The organism is Streptomyces sp. NBC_00083, assembly GCF_026343295.1.
Taxonomy (GTDB): domain Bacteria; phylum Actinomycetota; class Actinomycetes; order Streptomycetales; family Streptomycetaceae; genus Streptomyces.
Genome location: NZ_JAPELY010000001.1, coordinates 3252846 through 3272290 on the forward strand (window position 1 = coordinate 3252846; position 19445 = coordinate 3272290).

Below are 19445 nucleotides of genomic sequence, written 5' to 3' on the forward strand. Positions count from 1 at the left end.
CGGTCCTCGGTCCGCGAGGCGTCCGGTGTCCCCGCTTGCGGCGCCGCGCCGGCCGGGCGGACCGTCATGCCTCCCCCCGCCGCGGTGCCGCCGGGAGCCGGAGTGTGGGCATGTCGATCACGAACTCGGACACGTGCCGCGAGCCGTCCTGGTGTGCCGGTGCGTCGTGCAGATCGGGCAGCGCCTCCGTGAGCAGCAGCGGACGGCCCGTGGCGACGGCGCGCTCGAAGACGCGCAGCAGGTGCGGGTGGGCGAAGTCGACGTACACCGGCTTGCGGTCCTTGTCGTGGAGGGCGGGCCCGGTGAAGCCGTCGGCGGGGCGGGGGGTGAGGACGCGCAGGAAGCAACGTCGCGGCAGGCCGAGCGCCGCACGCCACGCGTGGACCCGGACGAGATGGGCGGCGTCCCGCTCGCCGGGTGCGCGGACGGGCCCCCGGCCCGGATCGATGAACCACGTCGCGCGCCGCACCACTACGGCTCCGACAGCCAGGCGGGGCAGCGCCGTCCAGCCCGAGCCGGCCGCGCGGCCCGCGTCCCCACCGGCCACGGCTGTGGTGGTCCCCGGTGGCAGAAGGCGCCATAGCTGCGGCCAGTCCGACCAGAAGGTGTACGACGTCTGGCCGAAGGCCTCCACCAGCAGCCGGGCCTGGAGGGGAAGGAGCGGCGTGGCCAGTAGTCCCAGATGGAGGGGTCGAACCACCCGCCCCATGGTGCGGTGGACCAGGTGCAGGCGCCGCGTATGTGGGTCGTGCACAACGTTCAGATCGGCGGGGCGGATCAGCTGCTCGGGCGGCCGGTGCGAGGTGGCGCCGTCCAGATCGATGGCGTAACGGGTGGCGGGAGCACGCTGGTTGAGCGCACTGCCGAAGACGGCGTCGAACTCGGCGTAGAGGGGACCGTCCGGCGCGTCGTGCGGGGCAGGGCTCCGGTGGGCTGCCGCGCCCCCGGCCTGCTCGGCGGTCAGACGGGCGATCCGGGTCAGACCGGTGCCATGCCCGCAGGTCACCGTGTTGAGTACGAGGCCGAGCCCGGTGGTGGTGTTCGTGCGGGGCAGCGCCTGGACGTAACAGACATGGCTGTCACCGGAGTTGAGCGGATCGGGCCAGGTGGCGCAGAGGTCGCGGACGGCCTGCGGGTCGAGGCGGAGGGTGCCGTCGGACGCCGGTGGAGTGCCGGCGATCAGACGGCGCAGCTCGTCCTGACGCCCCGCGTCCCGCGCGGTGGGCGTGTGCGGTGCGGCTGCCGCCCACCACGCGCCGAAGTCCCGGAGGAAGCTGGTGAACGACCGCTCGAACCCGGGGCCGTAGGCGGTCACGGCGAGGTGCAGCAGCGCTTCGCGCGGCGGTGCGAGAGTGTCGAAAGGGGAGAGCAGGGCGGGTATGAGGGCGAGGTCGGCGAGGGCCGGCTGCCAGGCGGACGGGTCGAGTTCGGCGGCCGCGCCCACGGCGGCGGTGTGGTGGAAGTACAGCGGCCCCGGCTCCAACTGCTCGCCCGGCCCCATCAGTTGGAGGATCTGGGCGGCGCTCGTCAGATGGTCTCGCAGGGCGGTGGCGATACGCCGATGGGAGCCGGGAGCGGCGGTGCCGGCGGCATCCGTCTGATCGCGGACGGCGCGGAGCTGGGCGAGGAGGAGGGTGAGGCGGCCGTCGTCGCGTGGTGGCTGGGGTAGGTGGCGGCCGAGCCACTCGCAGAGCGTGGCGGCGCTCAGCTCCTGGTCGGGCAGGCCGAGGCGGACCTCCAGGAGGCCGAGCCGCACGAGCCGGGCAAGGACGGCGTCGGCGGTGCTCCCCGTGCCGGGCGCGCCGAGCAGGGCGCGCAGCCGCCGGGGGCTGCCCGCCTCGCGGACGGCTCCCAGGATCGCGGTCAGGGCCGGGGTCGCGGGCAGGGCACGCACCTCGCCGGACGGTCCGGGCGCGGTGAACAGCCACTGGTCGCCGCCCTCGGGGGAGTGGTGTGCCGGTGTGGCCGACGGATTGACGCGCAGGTGCACGGCATCGTCCAGCTCGGGTACGAGGGCGAGCGCCGCGGCGATCCTGGACAACGGCAGCAGCCCCGCCTCGGCCACTTGCACCAGGGCGGTGCCGGAAAGCCGGACGCCACCGTCACCGGCGTCCGAGTGCGCCCAGCTGCCGAGGCCGCAGGCGGCGAAGGTGGTGAGCGGGCTCGGCTTGGCCATCGCGCGGCCCGCGTACTTGGCGAGCCGCACGGCCGCCCCGTCCAGCGGTCGCCGCCGGGACGCCTCGCGTCCGCCCCAGCGCAGCAGGTCCTCGTACAGGTCCGGGCTGGCATAGGCGAGACCCGTCGCGAACGACGGGTCCCGGACGAGCGCGCCGAGGGCCTGCGCCGCCGAGCGCGTCTCGGCCGGCAGGACACGTTCCAGTTCGGTGAGGAGTTCGCTCCGGGTGCGGTGCAGCGCGGCGTGGGCGTGAAGGTGCTCGGTGAGGACGACGCCGAGTACGTCCGCCGGGGCCGCCGCGTCGATCAGCGGGCCGATGCGCGCCCCTCGGTGAACGGCTCGGCGCAGGCCCACGAGGCGGGCCTTGTGCGGGCGGGCCGGCTCGGTGCCGATGAGTGTGTGCAGCGTGTCGCCGAGCCGGCCGGCCTCAGCGGCCAGCTGCTCGTCCAACGAGGCTATGTGCAGGGCGAGTTGCGTGCTGCGGGGGATGCGGGACGCGTCCAGTGCGGTGGTGGGAAGCCCGGCGATGCGTACGCCCACGGCGAGAGCGGCCGTGCCCCCGTCGGGCGGAGCGTCCACGCGCGTGGACGCGGCGGCGCGGCTCATCAGAACACCACCGGGAGGCGGAAGGCGGCCCCGGGCCGGGCCGCGCCGATGGCCACCTGGAAGACCACGGTCTCGTCGGGCGCCAGCCCCAGCAGGCGCTCGGCGCGGGCGGCGTCGTAGCCGTTGTGGACCCGGGCGGACAGGCCGTGGCGCGCGGCGGCCACGCAGAGCAGATGGGCTGCCGCCCCCGCGGCCAAGTGCAGTCGGCGGAAGGCGTCGGCGCCGTACGCGGCGACGGCGCTGCCGCGACGGACGGCGATGTAGGCGGTGCACGCGGTGGAGCGGAAGTTCATCGACACCCGGCCCTCGGTCTGTCCGATCCGCTCCAGCAGGGCGAGCGGGTCGCCGTCGCGGACCTGCCAGAGACGGCCGTCGCTGTGTACGTAGTGGCCGGGTGCGGAGTCGGCGACCCGCTGGACCAGGAGGTGGCAGGAGAAGTCGGCGAACGGTGCCGCTGCCAGGTCGGCCCCGAGATCGGTGAGCAGCGCCCGGGGCGCCGGGGCCGGGACGGGGTCGAATATCGCGGCCCCGGAGTGGCGGGCCCGCAGCACCGCTGCGAGGCCGGCGGGAACCCTGGGAGCTCCGGCCGGCGGGCGCTCCGCGGGGGGCAGGATCTCCAGGTAGCCCATCGGGTGCTCGTCCGCAGGCAGCCGGCCCGCGCAGAGGCCGTCGAGCGTGTCCCGGTCCTGGCCGGGCCGGGTACGCAGACCGAGCGCGGAGGCGACGAGGTGCACCGCGCCGAGCAGCATGCCCGCCTCCTGGGCGCAGAGCCGAGGAGCGTAGTCGCCGTAGAGGCGTGCCGTGCGGGCGAACTGACTGGTGATCACGGCGAAGCGGGATGCGGCGGGACCGCCGCATCCGGAGGGTTCCGCCGCGGAACCTCCCCCCATCTCTGCGTCCAGGCACACCAGTTGGTGGTGAAGCGGATCGAACCGGTACGCCGTGGTGGGGGCGACCAGGGTGAGCTGGCTGGGGTATTGGCAGCGGGCGGAGGCCACCGCGCGGTGCAGCGGCCAGCCGTGCGGGGTGAGGTCGTGCTGGAGCAGCCCGTACGCGTAGTGCAGCAGCGCGGCGAGGACAGCGGGGTCGGCGAGGCCGGCCGGGGCGGGGCCGGGGGAGGGTGCCAGGTGCAGCGGCGGTGGCGCGAGCGCGAGGCGGCGTCCTTCGGGGTACGCGTCGGGTTCCGCCACGTCGGTCTGGCCCGGAGCCGGGTGTCCCGCGGCCAGGGTGGCCGGGATGGCTCTGCGGGAGTAGACCGTGTCCGCCCAGAGCTCCGGGGGAAACGGCTCGGCGCCCGCCAGATTCCGGCGGGCCCGTTCGGTCACGCCGGTCATGACGGCTCCGTACCGAGGAAGCGTCCGGTGACCAGGTCGAGTACCGCGGCCGGCGGCGTGGCCGAAGGCTCCGGGCCTCCGGCGTCGGTGTGCAGTTGCGCCACCTCGTGCAGCAGGTGCATGCAGAGCTGGTTGGCAGCGAGGGCCGCGATCGGGCCACCGAGGTAGGGGCTCGGCTCACGCAGGCGGATGCCGTCGGCATCCCTGGCGCCGACCGTGGGTCGACCCGGCTCGGCACGGGGCGGCCCATCGGAGCCGGCCATGTCTGAGACCGCCTCGGGGAGGGTGACGGCGCTGATCACGATACGTTCGCCCTGTCCGGCCGCCTGGCCGTACCGGAGCCCGCCCCGGTGTGCGAGTGCGCGAGCCAGGAGCGCTGCCCCGGGGTCGTGTGTGTCGGTGGCGTGGAGTACGACGCCGACGTCCGGGGGTAGTTGGGCCGGGTCGTCGTCGAGTTGCCCGAAGTGGAAGGAGCCGCCCTCCTCCCGGCACAGCGCCACCCATGCGTTGAGCCGAGTCATGTCGGTGGCGCCCCCGGAGTTCCCCCGGGGTTCACTCAGCCGTAGGCGGACATGGGCCACGCCCGAGGCGAGCAGGGCGAGGACCAACGCGCTCGCCATGTGTCCGGAACCCACCACGAGGGGCGCGCAGTGGCGGTAGCGCTCGAAGCGGTGCTCGGGTGAGTCCGTGCGCGCCGCAATGAAGTCGATGAGCGCGGTGTGGTGCTCGCACACCTGCGGGCTCAGCCCGTGGGGCCGATCCGTCGTGGCGTCCCGCACGAAGCCTTCCCGCGCCAGGAGTTCCACCAGCGTGCGGACCTGGTGTGCGGCCTGGGGCGGAAGGTCGGCGGTGAGCTGGTCGAGGGTGCTGCGACCGTCGAGGAAGGGCCGCAGGCGCTCCAGCCACGGATAGATCCCGGGCCGCGCGAGGGCGGTCGTGCGCCCGGGTCCGCTGATCACCACGCCCCGCTCGGAGGGCAGCAGATGGGTGTCGGGAAGCAGTCTCGGCTTCATCTCCGCCTCCTCGGGAACACCTGGCGCGAACGCGCTCTCGCAGGCGTGAATGCGCCCGGTCGAGGCTGCGCTCGCGGCCTCCGGGCGGCCGACACTAGCCGAGGTGAATGGTCTAGTCCACCCCCTTCCCAGTTCCCCAACCGTCACGCTAGTGTCCCAATTGGACGTCCACATACGCCCGTTGATGCTCCATTAGGTTCGAAAGGAGGGCTTTGATGAACGAGAACAGTAATGTCTCGCTCGCAGCCGCGGTCGCTGACCTCGCGCTGGACCTCGACCTGGACTCGCTGGCCGGTGACGAGCACAGCCAGTCGCTCACGGCAGGCCACGGTATGACGGAGGTGAGCGCGTCTTTCTGCTGCGCTCCGCCGCCGAACTGCTGTAACTGCAGCTGTTCCTGAGCCGGTAGCGCGCGCCGGGCGAGCCCATGGCCCGGCGCGCGCGTCGACCCGGCGAGGCGATCCGTCCCGCCGTTGCCTGCCGCCTGGCTCCTGCCGCCCGTCTCCTGTCGCCGTTGCCACATGACTCCCGCCGCCGCGGGGCCTACCGTCCCGCCAGCCTGTGGAACGCGCGGGCCACGCCGCCGGCGGGGTGGACGAACAGGGCGGCCCACTGATGCTGGGCCCGGGGCCGGGTCAGGCCCACGCACATGGCGGCGACGGCCGAGGCCAGACCGCCGACCGCGAGCCCTGCCCGGGGATGTGTCGTGCTGGAGATCCAGCCGATCAGCGGTGCCGTGAGCGGTGTGGTGCCGAGGGAGGCGAGGGTGTACAGGCTCATGACCCGGCCGCGCATGGCGTCGTCCGTACCCAGTTGCAGCGCCGATTTCGCGGCGGTCATGAACAGGATCAGCACCGCGCCGGTGGGCACCAGCATGACCAGGAAGCTCACATGGCTCGGCATCGTGCTCGTGGCGACCTCCAGGACACCGAACCCGAACGCCGTCCCCACCAGATAGCCGGGACCGCAGGGGCCTCTCCGGGCCGCTGCCACGGAGCCCGTGACCGCGCCGACCGCGAACGCGGTGGAGCCCAGCCCGAAGGCGGCCGGCGATGTGTGGAACACATCGCTCGCCATCAGGGCCGTGGTGATCTGGAAGTTCATGCCGAACCCCGCGACCACGCCGACCAGAACCAGCGGAGCACCGAGTTCCGCGCGAGCACGCACGTAGCGCAGCAACTCCCTTACCTGGCCCTTTGATCGGGGCTCTCGATCGGGCGCCGCCTCGCCGGTCCGCCGTCTCGGCCGCATGCGCAGCAGCGCGGCGAGTACCACGAGGTAGGAGAAGGAGTTGAAGAAGAACGCGGGAGCGACACCGAAGACACCGATCACAGGACCGGTCAGGGCGGGCCCCGCGATCCGGGCGAGGTTGAACACCGCGGTGTCCAGCGCCACCGCGTTGGGCAGGTCCGCGGTGGGGACGGTCTGCGCGATGAAGGACTGCAGCGCCGGTTTCTCGGCCACCAGGGTCAGCCCCATCCCCAGCGCCAGGGCGTAGACGGCCGGAAGGCTCACCGCGTGGGTGAGGACCAGGATCCCCGGCGCCAGTGAGACCAGGCACAGCACCGACTGCGTGACGAGCAGGATCTTCCGCAGCGAACAGCGGTCCGCGAGGACCCCGCCCCACGGGCCGAAGAGCAGCAGCGGCAGAAACTGCAGTGCCGTGATGATGCCGAGGGACGTGCCGTCTCCGTGGGACAGATCGAGGACCAGCCATGCCTGGGCCACCTTCTGTATCCACGTCCCGGTGTGGGACCCGAGCTGGCCGAGCGTGAGCAGCCTGAATTCCCGGTGCCGCAGTGATCTGAGCATCCGCCGGCTCTCGCCGTCGCCCGCCGGAGGCAGGGGCGCGAGGCCGGTGGAGCCTTCTTCAGAGGGCGTGCTGGGGCGAACGACCGTATCCTCCTGGGCTTCGGATCCATCGGCGCACGGACGCACGGTGCCCTCCGTCGGCACACCGTGGCTGCTCCACAGGGGGATGGGCCCGGGGTCGGGCCCCGCGCGGCCCGGGGCCGTCGCGGAGCCGGCCCGTGCGCCGTGTGTCGGGAATGCGCGCCGGTGCCGCGCGGGGCCCGGCGCCGTAGTCCGTCCGTCCGCGCGGACCGGACGGCGCCAACTGGCAGGCCCGGCACGGTTGTCGGGGGCGCGGCCGGTCACCGCAGGCGCGCGGCGCACGCCTCTGCGATGGCGGGCACGACCTGGTGGAGGTGCTCGCGCCACCCGACATTGGCGTTCACCTCGCAGATCGTGAAGCTGCCGTCCGGCTCGAAGAGCAGGTCCACACCGGCGACCCCGAGCCCCAGCACCTCCGCCGCGGCCACCGCCAGCGCCTCCCCCGCCGGGTGGAGGCCGATGCAGGGTGTGGCGGTTCCGCCGAGGGCCAGGTTCGACTTGAGCCCGCCGTCCGCGGCCACGCGCACCTGTGCCGCCACGGCCTGCCCGTCGACGACGATCACCCGGAGGTCCCGGCCATGTGAGTACCGCACATACTCCTGGAACAGGTAGGGAGCCTCGTCGTTGAGACTGCCTTGAACGTCGTGCAGCATGGCCGTGTCAGGGGCGAGGAAGACACGGCGCCCGCGATGGCCCCGTACCGACTTCACCACACACGGCTCGGGCACCCCCGCCCGCAGCACGTCCGTCATCGACGCGTCCACGTAGGTGCTGGTGTCCGGGACGGGGAGCCCGGCGGCCGCGAGCTGTTGCAGGTGCCAGAACTTGTTCACGCACGCGAGCACGGCGTCGATCGGGTTGAGCAGCACCGTGCCCATGGCCTCCAGGTGCCGCAGCAGGGTGATCTCCCGGTCCGTGGAGAGCTTCGGTGTGGACAGGCGCGCGTAGGCGAGCTCCGGCGCTGCGATGGGTGTCCCGTTGAGGTCATGCAGGGTCAGACGTCCGTCGTGGATGCCAAGGACCAGGTCACTGGTCCGCATGACCGCGCCGCGGTCGCCCAGAACACGCTCGAATCCGCCGGCGAGTTCGGCGGTGATCCGGTCCTGGTCGAGCCCGCCGCCGAGAAGCAGCCAGAAGGGCGCGGTGGCCAGGCAGCCCGGGAAGGCCTTCGCCGGGACTTCGGTTACGGTCATCAGGGTGCTCCTCAGGACATCGGCGGCCACACCTTGCGGCGTGGGCCCTGCACATATGTGCCGCGCACCCGTGAGGGCAGCGTCGGACATCTGTCGTCGACAGGTGGATCACAGTGCCATCCTGTAGTCCGACAACCCCTCAATTCGCCCATATGTGGCCGTGTTTCCCCGCGGAGCACACCAGGTGGCTCCTACAGCTGCCGCACAGATGGAGTCGATGGGGCGAGACACCATACGAGGGCCGCGCTTCAGGGAACACACCCCGCCCGGGTAGGCCCTGGAGGGCGCGGTCGGCGGGGAACCAGCCTGGCATGTAACGCTTCGGGGCGCCGCGGCCAAGTAGAGGTGTAAGGCACCACACGCCGCCCTGCCCCAAGGAGCAATCCGTGCCAGCGGAGCATTCGACAGCACCACCTGCGCGCGACCCCGCCGGGTTCGCCGTCTTCTACGAGCAGCAATTCGACGCCGTGCTCGGCTTCGTCACCCGGCGCGTCGACAGCCCCCACCTGGCCGCCGACCTCACGGCGGACATCTTCGTGGCCGCGCTGGAGAACGCGCACACCTATGACGCCCGACGTGGCGCGCCCGTCGCCTGGCTGTACGGCATATCCCGGAACGTCATCGCCGCACACGTCCGGGGAAGCTCCCGCGAACAGCGCGCGGTTGCCCGGATCACCGGCCGCAGGCTGCTGGACGACCAGGACGTCAGCGCCATCGAGACCCGCATCGACGCCGCCCGCTCAGTCCGGCACATGGCTGCCGCCCACGCCGCCCTGCCCGACCCCCTGCGTGAACTCCTCGACCTGGTCGCCCTGGACGGGCTGACCACCAAGGAAGCCGCGCAAGCGCTGGGCATCAGCTCGACCGCGGCCCGAGTCCGGCTGCACCGGGCCCGCAAGGCCCTGCAAGCCGCTGGGCAGACCCGTATCGACCATCGCGAAGCAGTTCTGGAGGCCACCCAGTGAACGCACCCGTGCACTTCAAGCAGCAACTCGCGCAGGAGCTCACCGTGCGCGCGAACGCCCTGGCCCCGCAGAGCGGCCTCCGCGTCCGCGGCCGTGTCCCGCGCCGCCGGCTCACCCTCTCCCTCGGCGCCGTCGCAGCCGCCGTCGCTGTGGCGGTCGCCGTTCCGCTCCTGGGCGGAGTGCAGGGCGAGCAGGCCGAAGGAACGTCGGCGGCACCGTCGCTCCAGACCAAGGCCGGCAACCTCGACATCGTCACCGCCGACTACGCCGTGAAGTCAGTCCCCGACGGCACGGTCGCCGTGAAGGTGATGAGCCGCCGGGGCATCCCCGGGCTGCAGGACGCCCTGCGGCAGGCGGGCATCCCCGCGTCGGTGATGACCTTCTCGGCCTCGTGCCACACCAAGGTCCTCTACGACGGCGGCGTCGACTCCATGAAGGTGTTTCCCCAAGGAACCGCGGGCAGCGGCATCGACGGCCACTACTCGCTGATCAAGCCGAACGCCGTCCCGGCCGGCGATCACCTGCTGTTCGTCCCGACGACCGGGGCCCAGGGCCAGATCGGCACGCTCCAGATGTCGGTCGTACGCCAGGTCCCCAGCTGTGTCCCGGAGTCCGACAACGGAATCGGCGCGGGGTACGTCCCGCCGGGCACCAACCCGTAACCCGCAGATCGTAGGCGGGTAGTTGGCAGGAAGCCCGAGGCAGGCCGGCGGGAGAGGGGGGCCCGCCGGCGGTCAGCCCTCGCCGCTGGGGTTCCCGTTCAAACCCCGGCGCCTACGCCTCCGTTGGGCCCCGCGCACCATGTCACCCGCGGCGAGGGTCAGGGTCGCCACGCCTCGGACCCAGCGCGGCCCCCCGCGACTCGACCACACCACGCACACGCACCCGCCGACCACGAGTACCAGCACGCCCAGCAGTACCAGACCCACCATGATCTCCGCCTCCGTACTGACGTCGAACCGACGTCGTCGGTCCCCTTCCCCCGGGGCGCCCCAGGCAAGCAGGGCTGTCGCAGCGCCGCAAGGGTGTCGAGCGTACGCGAACAGGCAGCGTGCCCCGGGCCGCAGGGCTCGGCCTTCAGCCGACCTCGTAGTCGAACCAGATGCGATGCGTCCCATCGGCCTCGACGGCCAGCCCACCGGCCCCGGAGATCCCGGTCAGCGCGCCGGTGCCGCTCGACGGCACGATGCTGAAGAACTCCGCGGTGCGGTCGCTGCCGGCCGTCGTCGCCGAATGCACGAAGTTGAAGGCGCCCTCCCGGCCGTGCAGCGAGCCCTCGAACGACTCCATGGCGACATACGTGCCGACGCCGGTCGACTGGTCGAAGGCGGCGGTGAACAGCGTCGCCGAGCGCCCCACCACCTCTCCGTCGAAGTGTTTCTCCATCGTCGCGACCCCTACCGGCAGCCCCGTGGGCACGGCGGGCTCGGGCTTCAGCTCGGTCGGGACGAAGGCTTTGACGCTGAAAGTTGCCGTAGCTCTCATGCGACGACCGTACCGACGGGGTCTGACAATCGCGGCCGAGCGGTGTGCGGCCGGCCCGGCCGAACGCCGCGCCCACGTGCCGCGTGACCCGTACGGCCCAGCAACGCTGAGGGTCCGGGCCGGGCGGCACGGAGAGTAGGACCCGAGCGACCAGACGACCGGGACCGAGGCCCGACGGCCTCGGCGGCCCCGAGGCGGCCGTGGTCATGGCCGGACGTAGACGCAGACGCAGGCGTAGACGCAGACATAGAAGCGGACGCAGGAGCGCGAGGACCGGAAACAGCCGCATCAGAAGCAGACACGTCTCCTCACACCCGGCAGACAGGGTCACGACCATGAAGAACGCATCGGACGCCGAGAGCGGCGCCGGACGGCTGCACCGCCTGGGACGCTGGTGCGCCACGCACGCCTGGCGGATCGTCATCCTCTGGCTGGTCCTGCTCGTCGCGTGCAGCGTGGCCGACCGGCGCTGGGGCGGCAGCTTCGCCGACAGCTTCTCGCTGCCCGGCACCAGTACCCAGACCGGCGCGGACCTGCTCAAGGCGCACGGCGGCACGTCCGGAACCTCGGCGCCGATCGTGATCAAGTCCGACCAGGGTTCGGTCTCCGACCACCAGGCCTCGGTCGACGCCGCCGTGAAGAATCTGCAGAACCTGCCGGACGTCACCTCCGTGAGCAACCCGCTGACGACGCCCGGCGCCGTCTCGCCCAAGGGCACCATCGCCCAGATCAACGTCACGTTCACGAGCAACCCGGCCGGCTTCGACCATTCGTACGTCGGCAAGGTCGACGACGCCGTCCAGCCCCTGCGCTCCGACCACGTGAGCGTCGACTACGGCGATCCGCTGGGGCAGCTGGCCGCGCCGAAGGCGGCCGACCTCACCTCGGAGGCGATCGGCCTCGGCGTCGCCGTCATCGTGCTCCTCATCGGCTTCGGCAGCGTCGCCGCGGCCGGGCTGCCGCTGGTGACCGCCGTGGTGGGTCTGGTGGTGGGACTCGGCCTACTCGGCCTGCTGGCCGCCCAGTTCAGCTTCGGGCAGGCAGCGCCCACGCTGGCCGCGATGATGGGCCTGGGCGTCGGCATCGACTACGCGCTCTTCCTCTCCACCCGCTACCGCGCACTCCTCCAGGAGGGCGTGGATCCCGCGGACGGGGTCGGCCGCACCGTGGCCACCAGCGGCCGGTCGGTCCTGGTCGCCGCCGCGACCGTCGCCATGGCTCTCGCCGGCCTGTACGTCTCCGGCATGAGCTTCATCGGAACCCTGGGCGCCGCCGCCGGGCTGACCGTGATCGTCGCGGCGGCCGCGTCCGTCACGCTGACCCCCGCGCTCCTTGGCCTGCTCGGCCGGCACATCGACCGCCTGCACGTGCGCACGCCGGTCGCGGAGCCGAGCGGCACCAACGACGTCTGGCACCGCTGGGCCGCGAAGGTGGGCCGTCAGCCCTGGTTCTTCCTCATCGGGGGCCTGGCGCTGCTCGGGGTGCTCGCCATCCCGGTGGGCTCGATGCACCTCGGCCACATCGACGCCGGGGCCCAGCCCACCACCAGCACCGACCGCCGCGCCTACGACCTCATCACCGAGGGCTTCGGCCCCGGTGCCAACGGCCCGATCACCATCGTCACGCAGCTCGACAGCCAGCAGGCCGCGAACCAGGCGCAGAGCCAGACCCTCGCCAACACCTTGCAACACGACCTGTCGGCCGTCCACGGGGTCGCGTCGGTGACGCCGCCGAAACCGAGCCCCGACCACGCCCTCCTCGTCAGTACGGTCATCCCGACCACCGGCCCCCAGGACACGGCCACCACCGACCTGATCCACACCCTGGAGGACGACACCGTCCCGCACGCGCTCTCCGGCACCGGCGCCACCGGCTACGTCACCGGCCCCACCGTGTCGGGCCAGACGTTCACCGACACCCTCGTCTCCAAACTGCCCCTGATCATCGGCGTGGTCGTCGCGGCCGCGTTCGTGCTCCTGCTGTGCGTCTTCCGCAGCCCGCTCGTGGCGCTCAAGGCCGCCGTGCTGAACCTGTTCTCCATCGCGGCCGCGTACGGCGTCGTGGTCGCGGTCTTCCAGTGGGGCTGGGGCGGGAACCTGGTCGGCGTGACGGAGAAGGTGCCGATCGAGTCGTACGTGCCGATGATGATGTTCGCGATCATCTTCGGCCTCTCGATGGACTACGAGGTCTTCCTGCTGGCCCGCATCCGCGAGACCTGGCTGCACCGCGCCGACAACCATCTGGCGGTCGCCGCCGGTCTCGCCGCGACCGCGCGCGTCATCACCTGCGCGGCCCTCATCATGACCAGTGTGTTCCTGGCGTTCATGCTGTCACCGAACGTGGTGGTGAAGATGCTGGCGCTCGGGCTCGGCGTCAGCGTGATCCTCGACGCGACGGTCGTACGCCTGCTCCTCGTCCCGGCGACCATGTACCTCTTCGGCCGCGCGAATTGGTGGATTCCCCGCTGGTTGGACCGCCGGCTCCCGCACCTCGACCCGGAAGGCCCGCACGAGCCGCCCGAGGCCGTCGCCTAGCCGACCCGCTCACACGCCCACCAGCCCACCGGCCCACGGCGTTGTTCAGATCGAGCGCATTGACGGCTGTGGCCGAATCAGGTGTGGCTGACGTGGTTTGTCGTGAATCTGTAACGGCGCGGCCGCCACCGAAACGGGCCGCACGCCCTCCCCATCTGGCAGGACGGCAAGGCGCGTTGGGCGCCGCTGCGACGGGGGCGGGGTCTCACCGACCGGGGGAGACCCGTGAAAGGGGAAGTCCATGACCAGGACGAAGAAGACCGGCATGAAGGCACGCGCCGGCAGGGCTGCTGTGATCGGTGCGCTGGGGCTGGCCTCGGTGGCGCTCGTCGCCGCGCCGGCGTTCGCCAAGGGCAGCGTGGAGATCACCGCGCCCCACACGGTTCAGGTCGGCAAGACCATCACCGTCAAGGCGCACGGCGGCGACGACAGCGCCGGGCTCCTGCACCAGCTGTGTGTGGAGGAGAACGGCTTCGGCGAGGGCTGGCACCAGGAGACGTGCAGCGTCCCGGCCGAGGGCGACGCGCGGGTCACCGCGGCGGGCACGTCCGCCCGGAGCGGCGATCTGCGATTCCGCGCGGTGCTGTACGGCCTGACCAGCAAGCACGACCAGAAGCCCGTCCGTCTGCACGCCTCGGACGTGGTGACGGTGCACGTGCGTTGACGGGCTGGTCCGGGGTGCACGTCCTTGCCGGAGCGATGACCGTGACCGTCTTCCGACCGTGATGGTGCACGTGTGCCGACGGACCCCGTTGGTGTTCGTCCGCTGAACCGGCCGCCGACAGTGCGGCCCCGGGCGGGAGCGCGCGAGAGGGTGGGCCTTGCGCCTGCCCTCTCGCGGCCGCCGGCGCCGCGCGCCACAGCGAGCTGATTCCCGGGCTGCGAGCCCGGCGGCCTTCGGGTCGCCCCGGCGGAGGTCACCGGCGGCGCACGAGGAGTGCCGCGACCGCCGTGCCGGTCACGGCATCTCGAAGTCCTCGAAGTCGAAGCCCGGCGCGACGATGCACGAGACCAGGACGGGCTCGTCGCCGACCGGCTCCGCAGCCTGCCAGGTGCCGGCCGGCACCAGGAGTTGGGGCCGCTGCCCCGATGCGACGTCCGGGCCCAGGACCGCGGTCGACTCCTCCTCGGAGGTGGCCCCGGTACCGCCGAGGCGCAGCGTCAGGGGGCTGCCCCGGTGCCACAGCCAGAGTTCGTCCGACCGCACCCGGTGCCAGCGGGAAGCCTCACCGGGATGGAGAAGGAAGTAGATGCCGGTCGCGAAGGGACGGGGTCCCGGGTACCCGTCCGGAACGGCGCTCGGCGCGGTGCGCCATGTCTCCCGGAACCACCCGCCTTCCGGATGCGGTTCCAGCTGAAGCAGGGCGACCAGGTCGGAGATCTCGCTCATGGGCAGACATACTGGCGCACGGCGCGGACGCTCACAACGGGCGCCGCGCTGTGTCAGTGGCGGGTGCGATGGTGAGGGACATGATCCCTTGGAATCTGACCGCCATCGAACAAGCCCTCCGGAGTAGTTGGGCCGCCGACACCTGTTCCCCGGACGACATCACACGGGCCGGCTGGCAGCCCGACAACCCGGCCTGGGGGCACTGCGACATCACGGCCCTGATAGTCAACGACATCTTCGGCGGCGACCTCGTGGTCGGCGAAGTCCATCTCGATGGGGAGCAGCACGGCTTCCACTGGTGGAACCGGCTGCCCAGCGGGGTCGAACTCGATCTGACCCGCGAGCAGTTCCGGCAGGGGCAGAGCATCACCGCGGCCCGTGTCGTCCAACGCCCGCCGGGCCCCCTGCGCCGCTGGGACGAGTACCTCCTCCTGCGCGAGCGCGTCGTCGAGCACCTCGGCCACCTGCCCGAACCCGCTGCCTGACCCGCCCGGCGCACACGATCACGACGGTAGGCGGCCGGGCGGCGCCCACAGTCGGACGGCGTCCCGGTCGCGCAGCCGTCGCAGGAAGGTGAGGACACCTGCGGAGCCGGTGGCCCAGCCCATGTCGGAGCCCGTGAGTGTGTTGTCGGGGAACAGGGGGCGGCGTACGGTGCCGCCACTGCGGGCCAGGACGAGGGAGGCCACGTCCTCGGCCGCGTACCAGAACGATTCGTCGCCCGTCGCGAGCGCGGCGTCGACGAGCAGATCGCCGACGCCGGACAGGCCGCAGCACTGCGACACTGGACTCATCCGAGGAGCGATCCGGTGACACGTCCGGGCGCCCCGCAGGCCGACGGCCAGGAGCTCGGCGTCCTGTTCGCCCACGCCCGCTTCGATCAGGAGCGCCGCTATGCCCGTCAGGCCGCGGCACCAGGAACCGAAGCGTCGGCTGGCTTCGGGGCGCTCGGCGACGGCCAGCAGCTCCGTGAAGCGGGCTGCGAGGGTGTCGATGCCGGTGCACGCGGCTGCGCGGACGACCGGGTCGGCGGTCACCCGCTGCAGGGCGTACAGGAAGTGAGCGACGCCCGCGGTGCCGTGGGCGAAACCGAGCTCGTACGCCGCGTCCGACGACGACGCCGGCCGTGAGGGCGCGATGCCCGGATCGGCCCGCGACGGCTCGTGGGCCGGATCGGCCGTGCGGGTCAGCAGGGCTGCGGCGCAGGCCGCCGCGGTGGCCAGGTGGCGGGCGGCGTCGATCCTGCGCCCGTCCGCTTCGGCCTGTGCCGCCAGGACGAGGTGGCCCGTGCCCGTACCCGCAGCCCCGCCGATCTGGTCGCCGGTCTCGTCGGGTGGGGGAGGGTGCGGGGGCGGAGCGCCGAGGGAAGGCACGGCCGAGCGTGTGACCGCGCCGAGGAATACGTCGATGCCGGTTCGGCCGATGTACAACGCTCCGTTCAGGCGCGGCAGTTCGGGATGGCGTGCGGTCTGCCGGGCCAGCTCGTCGACGGCCTGCGGTACGCCCGGCCGGTCCATGTGGTGGAGCAGTTCCAAACCCACGCCGGCCGCGCCCGCGTAGAGGGTGAGCGACGAGCCGGGATGGTGGGTGCCGGGCCTGACACACAGTCCGGGCGCCGCGGCCACGCTCGTGGCGACCGTGTGGCCGATCACCTCGTCGAGGAGGGCGGGCGAGAGGCGCGGCGGGGCCGGCCGTCGGCTCGTACCGGGGAGGGCGGGCAGCCCCGCCGTGAACCGCCGTGCGGTGAGGGTCCGTTCGGCCGCGTCGAGGCTCATCAGGCCGGCGATCAGCCGGCGTACGGGCCGCAGCGCGGGGCCCGGCGCCGCGGCGGCCAGACAGGCCAGGGTCCGGTCGCGGTTCACCGTGCGCTCGGGATCGATGACGACCGGGTCCATACCGGTGAGCGCGAAATGCAGGGTCGCGCCGAGCGCGTAGAGGTCGTCCGCCGGGTCGGGTTCGGCGTCGGGCCGGTACACCGGAAGGGAGTAGCCGCGCGTCGCGCCGGCCGGGCGGTGGTCGGCGAGGGCGCTGATGCCGAAGTCGACGACGCGGGCGCAGCCGTCGGGGCCGAGCACCACGTTGTGCGGTTTGAGGTCGCCGACCACCACCGCGCGGGCGTGGATCGCATCGAGAATCACCAGTAACTGCCGTGCCAGGGTGCTGACCTGGCGCGCCGCGTCATCGCCACGTGCCGCGTACGGGCCGTGATGCAGGACGTCGCGGCGCAGATCGACCGGCCCGCAGTCGCTCATGACCAGGTACTCGTCCTCGCCGTGGCGCAGGTGGTCGACGAGACGCGGTACGCCCTCGACGCCGCCGAGTGCCGCCAGCACTCGGTGCTCGTGGCGCAGCCGGCCGCGCGCGTCGACTCCCCGCGCGTCCTCGGCCATGTGCGCCCTGGCCTGTTTGACGACGACCGCGGCGCCGGTCACCGTGTCCACACCTCGCAGGACGTCCCCGCGGGGAGAGCGGGCGATGCCGGTGCTGATGCGGAACCGGCCGCCGACCAGAGGGGCGCTCGGCGTCCCGCCGGGGGCGGGCCGGCCGAACGGGTCCTCGGCCCAGGGCGGTTGGCGGTATCGCGCGCCCGCTCGGGCGGCGAAGGTCCGCCCGTCGGGGCCGGTCATGACGAGCGCGCTCCCCTCGGCCCCGGTCGCCCGGAAGGGGCCGTACCGGTAGTACACCGGCGAGCCGCTCCGCACGCGGCGGTCGCTGAGCACCCGGGGGCCGGTGCGGCCCGCCAGGGCGTCGGCCAGCTGGTGGGCGATGACCACGAAGTCCTGGGCGCGCGGGTAGACGGTGACCGCCTTGCCGACCAGGCGCGGGTCCCGCTCGCCGCTGTTGAGGTCGCGCAGCACGCGTGGGCTGACCGCGAACTTGGCGTCGCAGGTGTGGCGCAGCAGGACCGGGACGACCAGGCGCAGCGTCTCGGCGAGTTCTTCGGCGCGGGTCGAGACGCGGAGCTTCCAGCCGTGCTCGCGCGGGGGCATGTCCGGGTCGAGGAGGTACAGCCACATCTCGTCTGCGGCGACCCGCCGTTGGGCTCCCGCGAGGAGCGCTTCGAGGTGCCGGCGCAGGAACGCCGCGTCATCGTCCCGGGAGCGGGAGCGGGGGCGATCGTCGGCGTGCGGGGCCTGTATGCCACCGGGCGGAGCCTGTGCGTCGCCGGGCCGCGCCTCGTGGCTGCGGTCGTGCTGCGGCCCGTGGATGCCGCTGGGCCGCGGCGGAGCGGGTATGGCATCGCGCCGCGGGGCTTCGACGTCATCGCCGCGCGGATCAGGAGCACTGCTGTGTCGCGGATTCGGGGCGTCGTCGTGTCGCGGCGGAGCGTCTGTGGCGTCGCGCCGCGGGACTTGGATGTCGTCGCCCCGCTCATCCAGTGGGTCGTCGTGCCGGGCCGGGTGCATGTGTCTCCCTTCCCCGCTGTCCATTTGTGTGTCCCCGGGGGCTCTGGGGCGCCGGTCCCCGGTCCTGTGCGCCGGCCGCCTGCGGGCGCGGCCCCGGCCGGTGGGCCGGGGCCGCTGTGGTCGGGCCAGCCTCAGTCGCAGGCGACTCTGGTGGTGGCCGTGGGCCACGGGTCGGCCAGACAGGCCTCGACGCGACGGCCCGGGTCCACGTCGTCCTCGAACTCGATGAGCTGCTCCTCCAAGTCGAGCGGACCCGCCTCGCGAATCTGGAGTTCCATGGGGCTCATAGCGATCCTTCCTGCGTCTGCCAGTGAATGAACAGGTGGTCTCGTCCTGAATCCGTGCATGGCGTGGCGCACCGGACGGCGGCATATGCGCAAGCGGTCGCCCGGCAGGAGTCACTACACCGGAGTCGCGGCCAGAACAGAAGCCCGTGGGCGAGAAAGCCGGCAGGAAATTCCGCGGGCCCCGGCGCGGCGGGTGCCGCGGCGGGAGCATCCGTCCGAAGCCCGCTGAACCCGGCTGAATCCGGAGTGATGCCCGGCTGAAACCCGCACCGCGCATTGTCTGCAACACGACGCGGCGAACAAGTCGCACGCCGTCAACGACAACGAGACGCAGGAGCCAGTCATGCAGAAGTCCACCACCGCAGCCACCTCCCCCTCGATCGCAACCTCCACCTCCACCTTCGCCGCCACCGCCGGCCCCGTCACCGCCGTCCTCGACATCCCGGCCGGCCGGGTTCTGGTGACCGCCGCCGAGCAGTCCGTCGTCACCGTCGAGGTCAAGCCCGCCGACGCCTCCAAGGCACGCGATGTGAGGGCTGCGGCGCAGACCACGGCCGTCTTCACGGACGGCGTCCTGCGGGTCGAAACCCCGGTCAAGAACCAGTACTTCGGTGCCTCGGGCGCACTGGAGGTGTCCGTGCAGCTCCCGGCGGGTTCGGGGATCGTGGCGAAGGCGGGTGCGGCCGAGTTCCGTACGGCGGGCCCCCTCGGCGACGTCACCTTCGACGGGGCGCACGGCACTGTGCACATCGACGAGGCCGCGACGCTGCGGCTGAACGTGCACGCCGGGGACGTACGGGTCGGCCGCCTCGTCGGCGACGGTGTGATCACCGTGTCGGCGGGTGACATCCACATCGACGAGGCCGCACGGGGCGCGGTCACCCTGCACACCGGGTACGGGGCGATCACGGTCGGCGCGGCGCACGGTGCCTCGGCGACACTGGACGCGGGCACGTCCTACGGCCGGGTCAGCAACGCGCTGAGCAACACCGAGGGTGCCGCGGCCGCACTCAACATCCACGCGACGACGGCGTACGGCGACATCACCGCCCGCAGCCTGTGAGACCGCAGCCTGTGAGACCGCAGCCTGTGAGACCGCAGCCTGTGAGACCGCAGCTTGTGAGCCCCCAGTCCGTGATCCTCGCAGCCGGTCAGGGTGTGG

The 19445-nt window shown here is 72.6% G+C and carries 17 protein-coding genes; 7 read left to right on the forward strand and 10 right to left on the reverse strand.

What is annotated here, in order from left to right:
* Window positions 1-64: 64 nt before the first annotated feature.
* From OOJ98_RS14540 to OOJ98_RS14550, 3 genes are read right to left on the reverse strand one after another with little or no spacing between them, the layout of a single operon-like run.
* The gene (locus OOJ98_RS14540; RefSeq protein ID WP_267055091.1) at window positions 65-2782 is read right to left on the reverse strand and encodes a lantibiotic dehydratase; all 2718 of its coding nucleotides are present in this window, start codon (window positions 2780-2782) and stop codon (window positions 65-67) included.
* Window positions 2782-4116 carry a nitroreductase family protein gene (locus OOJ98_RS14545; RefSeq protein ID WP_267055092.1) on the reverse strand — a complete coding sequence of 445 codons (1335 nt, stop codon included), beginning with the start codon at window positions 4114-4116 and terminating at the stop codon, window positions 2782-2784. The genes OOJ98_RS14540 and OOJ98_RS14545 overlap by 1 nt, the downstream gene beginning before the upstream one ends.
* A complete protein-coding gene (locus OOJ98_RS14550; protein WP_267055093.1) occupies window positions 4113-5129 on the reverse strand; it encodes a hypothetical protein in 1017 nt (338 codons plus the stop codon). Before OOJ98_RS14550 ends, OOJ98_RS14545 begins: the two co-directional genes overlap by 4 nt.
* 215 nt (window positions 5130-5344) lie before the next feature.
* On the opposite strand from OOJ98_RS14550, the gene OOJ98_RS14555 reads away from it, so the two are divergent.
* Window positions 5345-5530, forward strand: coding sequence for a thiomuracin/GE37468 family thiazolyl RiPP peptide (locus tag OOJ98_RS14555; protein ID WP_267055094.1), 186 nt, complete (start codon window positions 5345-5347; stop codon window positions 5528-5530).
* A 142-nt stretch (window positions 5531-5672) separates the two neighbouring features.
* On the opposite strand, the gene OOJ98_RS14560 is transcribed toward OOJ98_RS14555, so the two are convergent.
* Window positions 5673-6941, reverse strand: coding sequence for an MFS transporter (locus OOJ98_RS14560; RefSeq protein WP_267055095.1), 1269 nt, complete (start codon window positions 6939-6941; stop codon window positions 5673-5675).
* A gap of 341 nt (window positions 6942-7282) precedes the next feature.
* On the reverse strand, window positions 7283-8215 hold the full coding sequence (locus tag OOJ98_RS14565; RefSeq protein ID WP_267055096.1) for a RimK family alpha-L-glutamate ligase: 933 nt from the start codon (window positions 8213-8215) through the stop codon (window positions 7283-7285).
* A gap of 386 nt (window positions 8216-8601) precedes the next feature.
* Between OOJ98_RS14565 and OOJ98_RS14570 the strand changes: the two genes are divergently transcribed.
* Together OOJ98_RS14570 and OOJ98_RS14575 are read left to right on the forward strand one after the other, a co-directional pair.
* On the forward strand, window positions 8602-9180 hold the full coding sequence (locus tag OOJ98_RS14570; protein WP_267055097.1) for an RNA polymerase sigma factor: 579 nt from the start codon (window positions 8602-8604) through the stop codon (window positions 9178-9180).
* Entirely contained in the window at window positions 9177-9842 is a 666-nt protein-coding gene (locus OOJ98_RS14575) for a hypothetical protein (protein ID WP_267055098.1), read from the forward strand. The genes OOJ98_RS14570 and OOJ98_RS14575 overlap by 4 nt, the downstream gene beginning before the upstream one ends.
* A 72-nt stretch (window positions 9843-9914) precedes the next feature.
* Here the strand turns inward: OOJ98_RS14575 and OOJ98_RS14580 are convergent, their stop codons facing one another.
* A complete protein-coding gene (locus OOJ98_RS14580; RefSeq protein ID WP_267055099.1) occupies window positions 9915-10112 on the reverse strand; it encodes a hypothetical protein in 198 nt (65 codons plus the stop codon).
* Window positions 10113-10257: 145 nt separating this feature from the next.
* Complete coding sequence (locus tag OOJ98_RS14585) at window positions 10258-10665, reverse strand: DUF3224 domain-containing protein (protein ID WP_267055100.1); 408 nt, start codon at window positions 10663-10665, stop codon at window positions 10258-10260.
* 335 nt (window positions 10666-11000) lie between these two features.
* Here OOJ98_RS14585 and OOJ98_RS14590 point away from each other — a divergent pair, with 335 nt between their 5' ends.
* Both OOJ98_RS14590 and OOJ98_RS14595 read left to right on the forward strand, forming a co-directional pair.
* Window positions 11001-13199, forward strand: coding sequence for an MMPL family transporter (locus OOJ98_RS14590; RefSeq protein ID WP_267055101.1), 2199 nt, complete (start codon window positions 11001-11003; stop codon window positions 13197-13199).
* 241 nt (window positions 13200-13440) lie between these two features.
* Window positions 13441-13863: a hypothetical protein gene (locus OOJ98_RS14595; RefSeq protein ID WP_267055102.1), complete on the forward strand. Its 423-nt coding sequence runs from the start codon at window positions 13441-13443 to the stop codon at window positions 13861-13863.
* 294 nt (window positions 13864-14157) lie between these two features.
* Here OOJ98_RS14595 and OOJ98_RS14600 read toward each other — a convergent pair whose 3' ends face one another.
* A complete protein-coding gene (locus OOJ98_RS14600; RefSeq protein WP_267055103.1) occupies window positions 14158-14589 on the reverse strand; it encodes a cupin domain-containing protein in 432 nt (143 codons plus the stop codon).
* 80 nt (window positions 14590-14669) lie between these two features.
* Between OOJ98_RS14600 and OOJ98_RS14605 the strand changes: the two genes are divergently transcribed.
* Window positions 14670-15074 carry a hypothetical protein gene (locus tag OOJ98_RS14605; protein WP_267055104.1) on the forward strand — a complete coding sequence of 135 codons (405 nt, stop codon included), beginning with the start codon at window positions 14670-14672 and terminating at the stop codon, window positions 15072-15074.
* Window positions 15075-15092: 18 nt separating this feature from the next.
* Here OOJ98_RS14605 and lanL read toward each other — a convergent pair whose 3' ends face one another.
* Both lanL and OOJ98_RS14615 read right to left on the reverse strand, forming a co-directional pair.
* Window positions 15093-17996, reverse strand: a complete 2904-nt coding sequence (lanL, locus tag OOJ98_RS14610) for a class IV lanthionine synthetase LanL (protein ID WP_267055105.1) — start codon at window positions 17994-17996, stop codon at window positions 15093-15095.
* A 131-nt stretch (window positions 17997-18127) separates the two neighbouring features.
* Entirely contained in the window at window positions 18128-18274 is a 147-nt protein-coding gene (locus OOJ98_RS14615; RefSeq protein WP_323177895.1) for an SflA family class IV lanthipeptide, read from the reverse strand.
* 352 nt (window positions 18275-18626) lie between these two features.
* On the opposite strand from OOJ98_RS14615, the gene OOJ98_RS14620 reads away from it, so the two are divergent.
* The gene (locus OOJ98_RS14620; RefSeq protein WP_267055107.1) at window positions 18627-19346 is read left to right on the forward strand and encodes a DUF4097 family beta strand repeat-containing protein; all 720 of its coding nucleotides are present in this window, start codon (window positions 18627-18629) and stop codon (window positions 19344-19346) included.
* Window positions 19347-19445 lie beyond the last annotated feature (99 nt).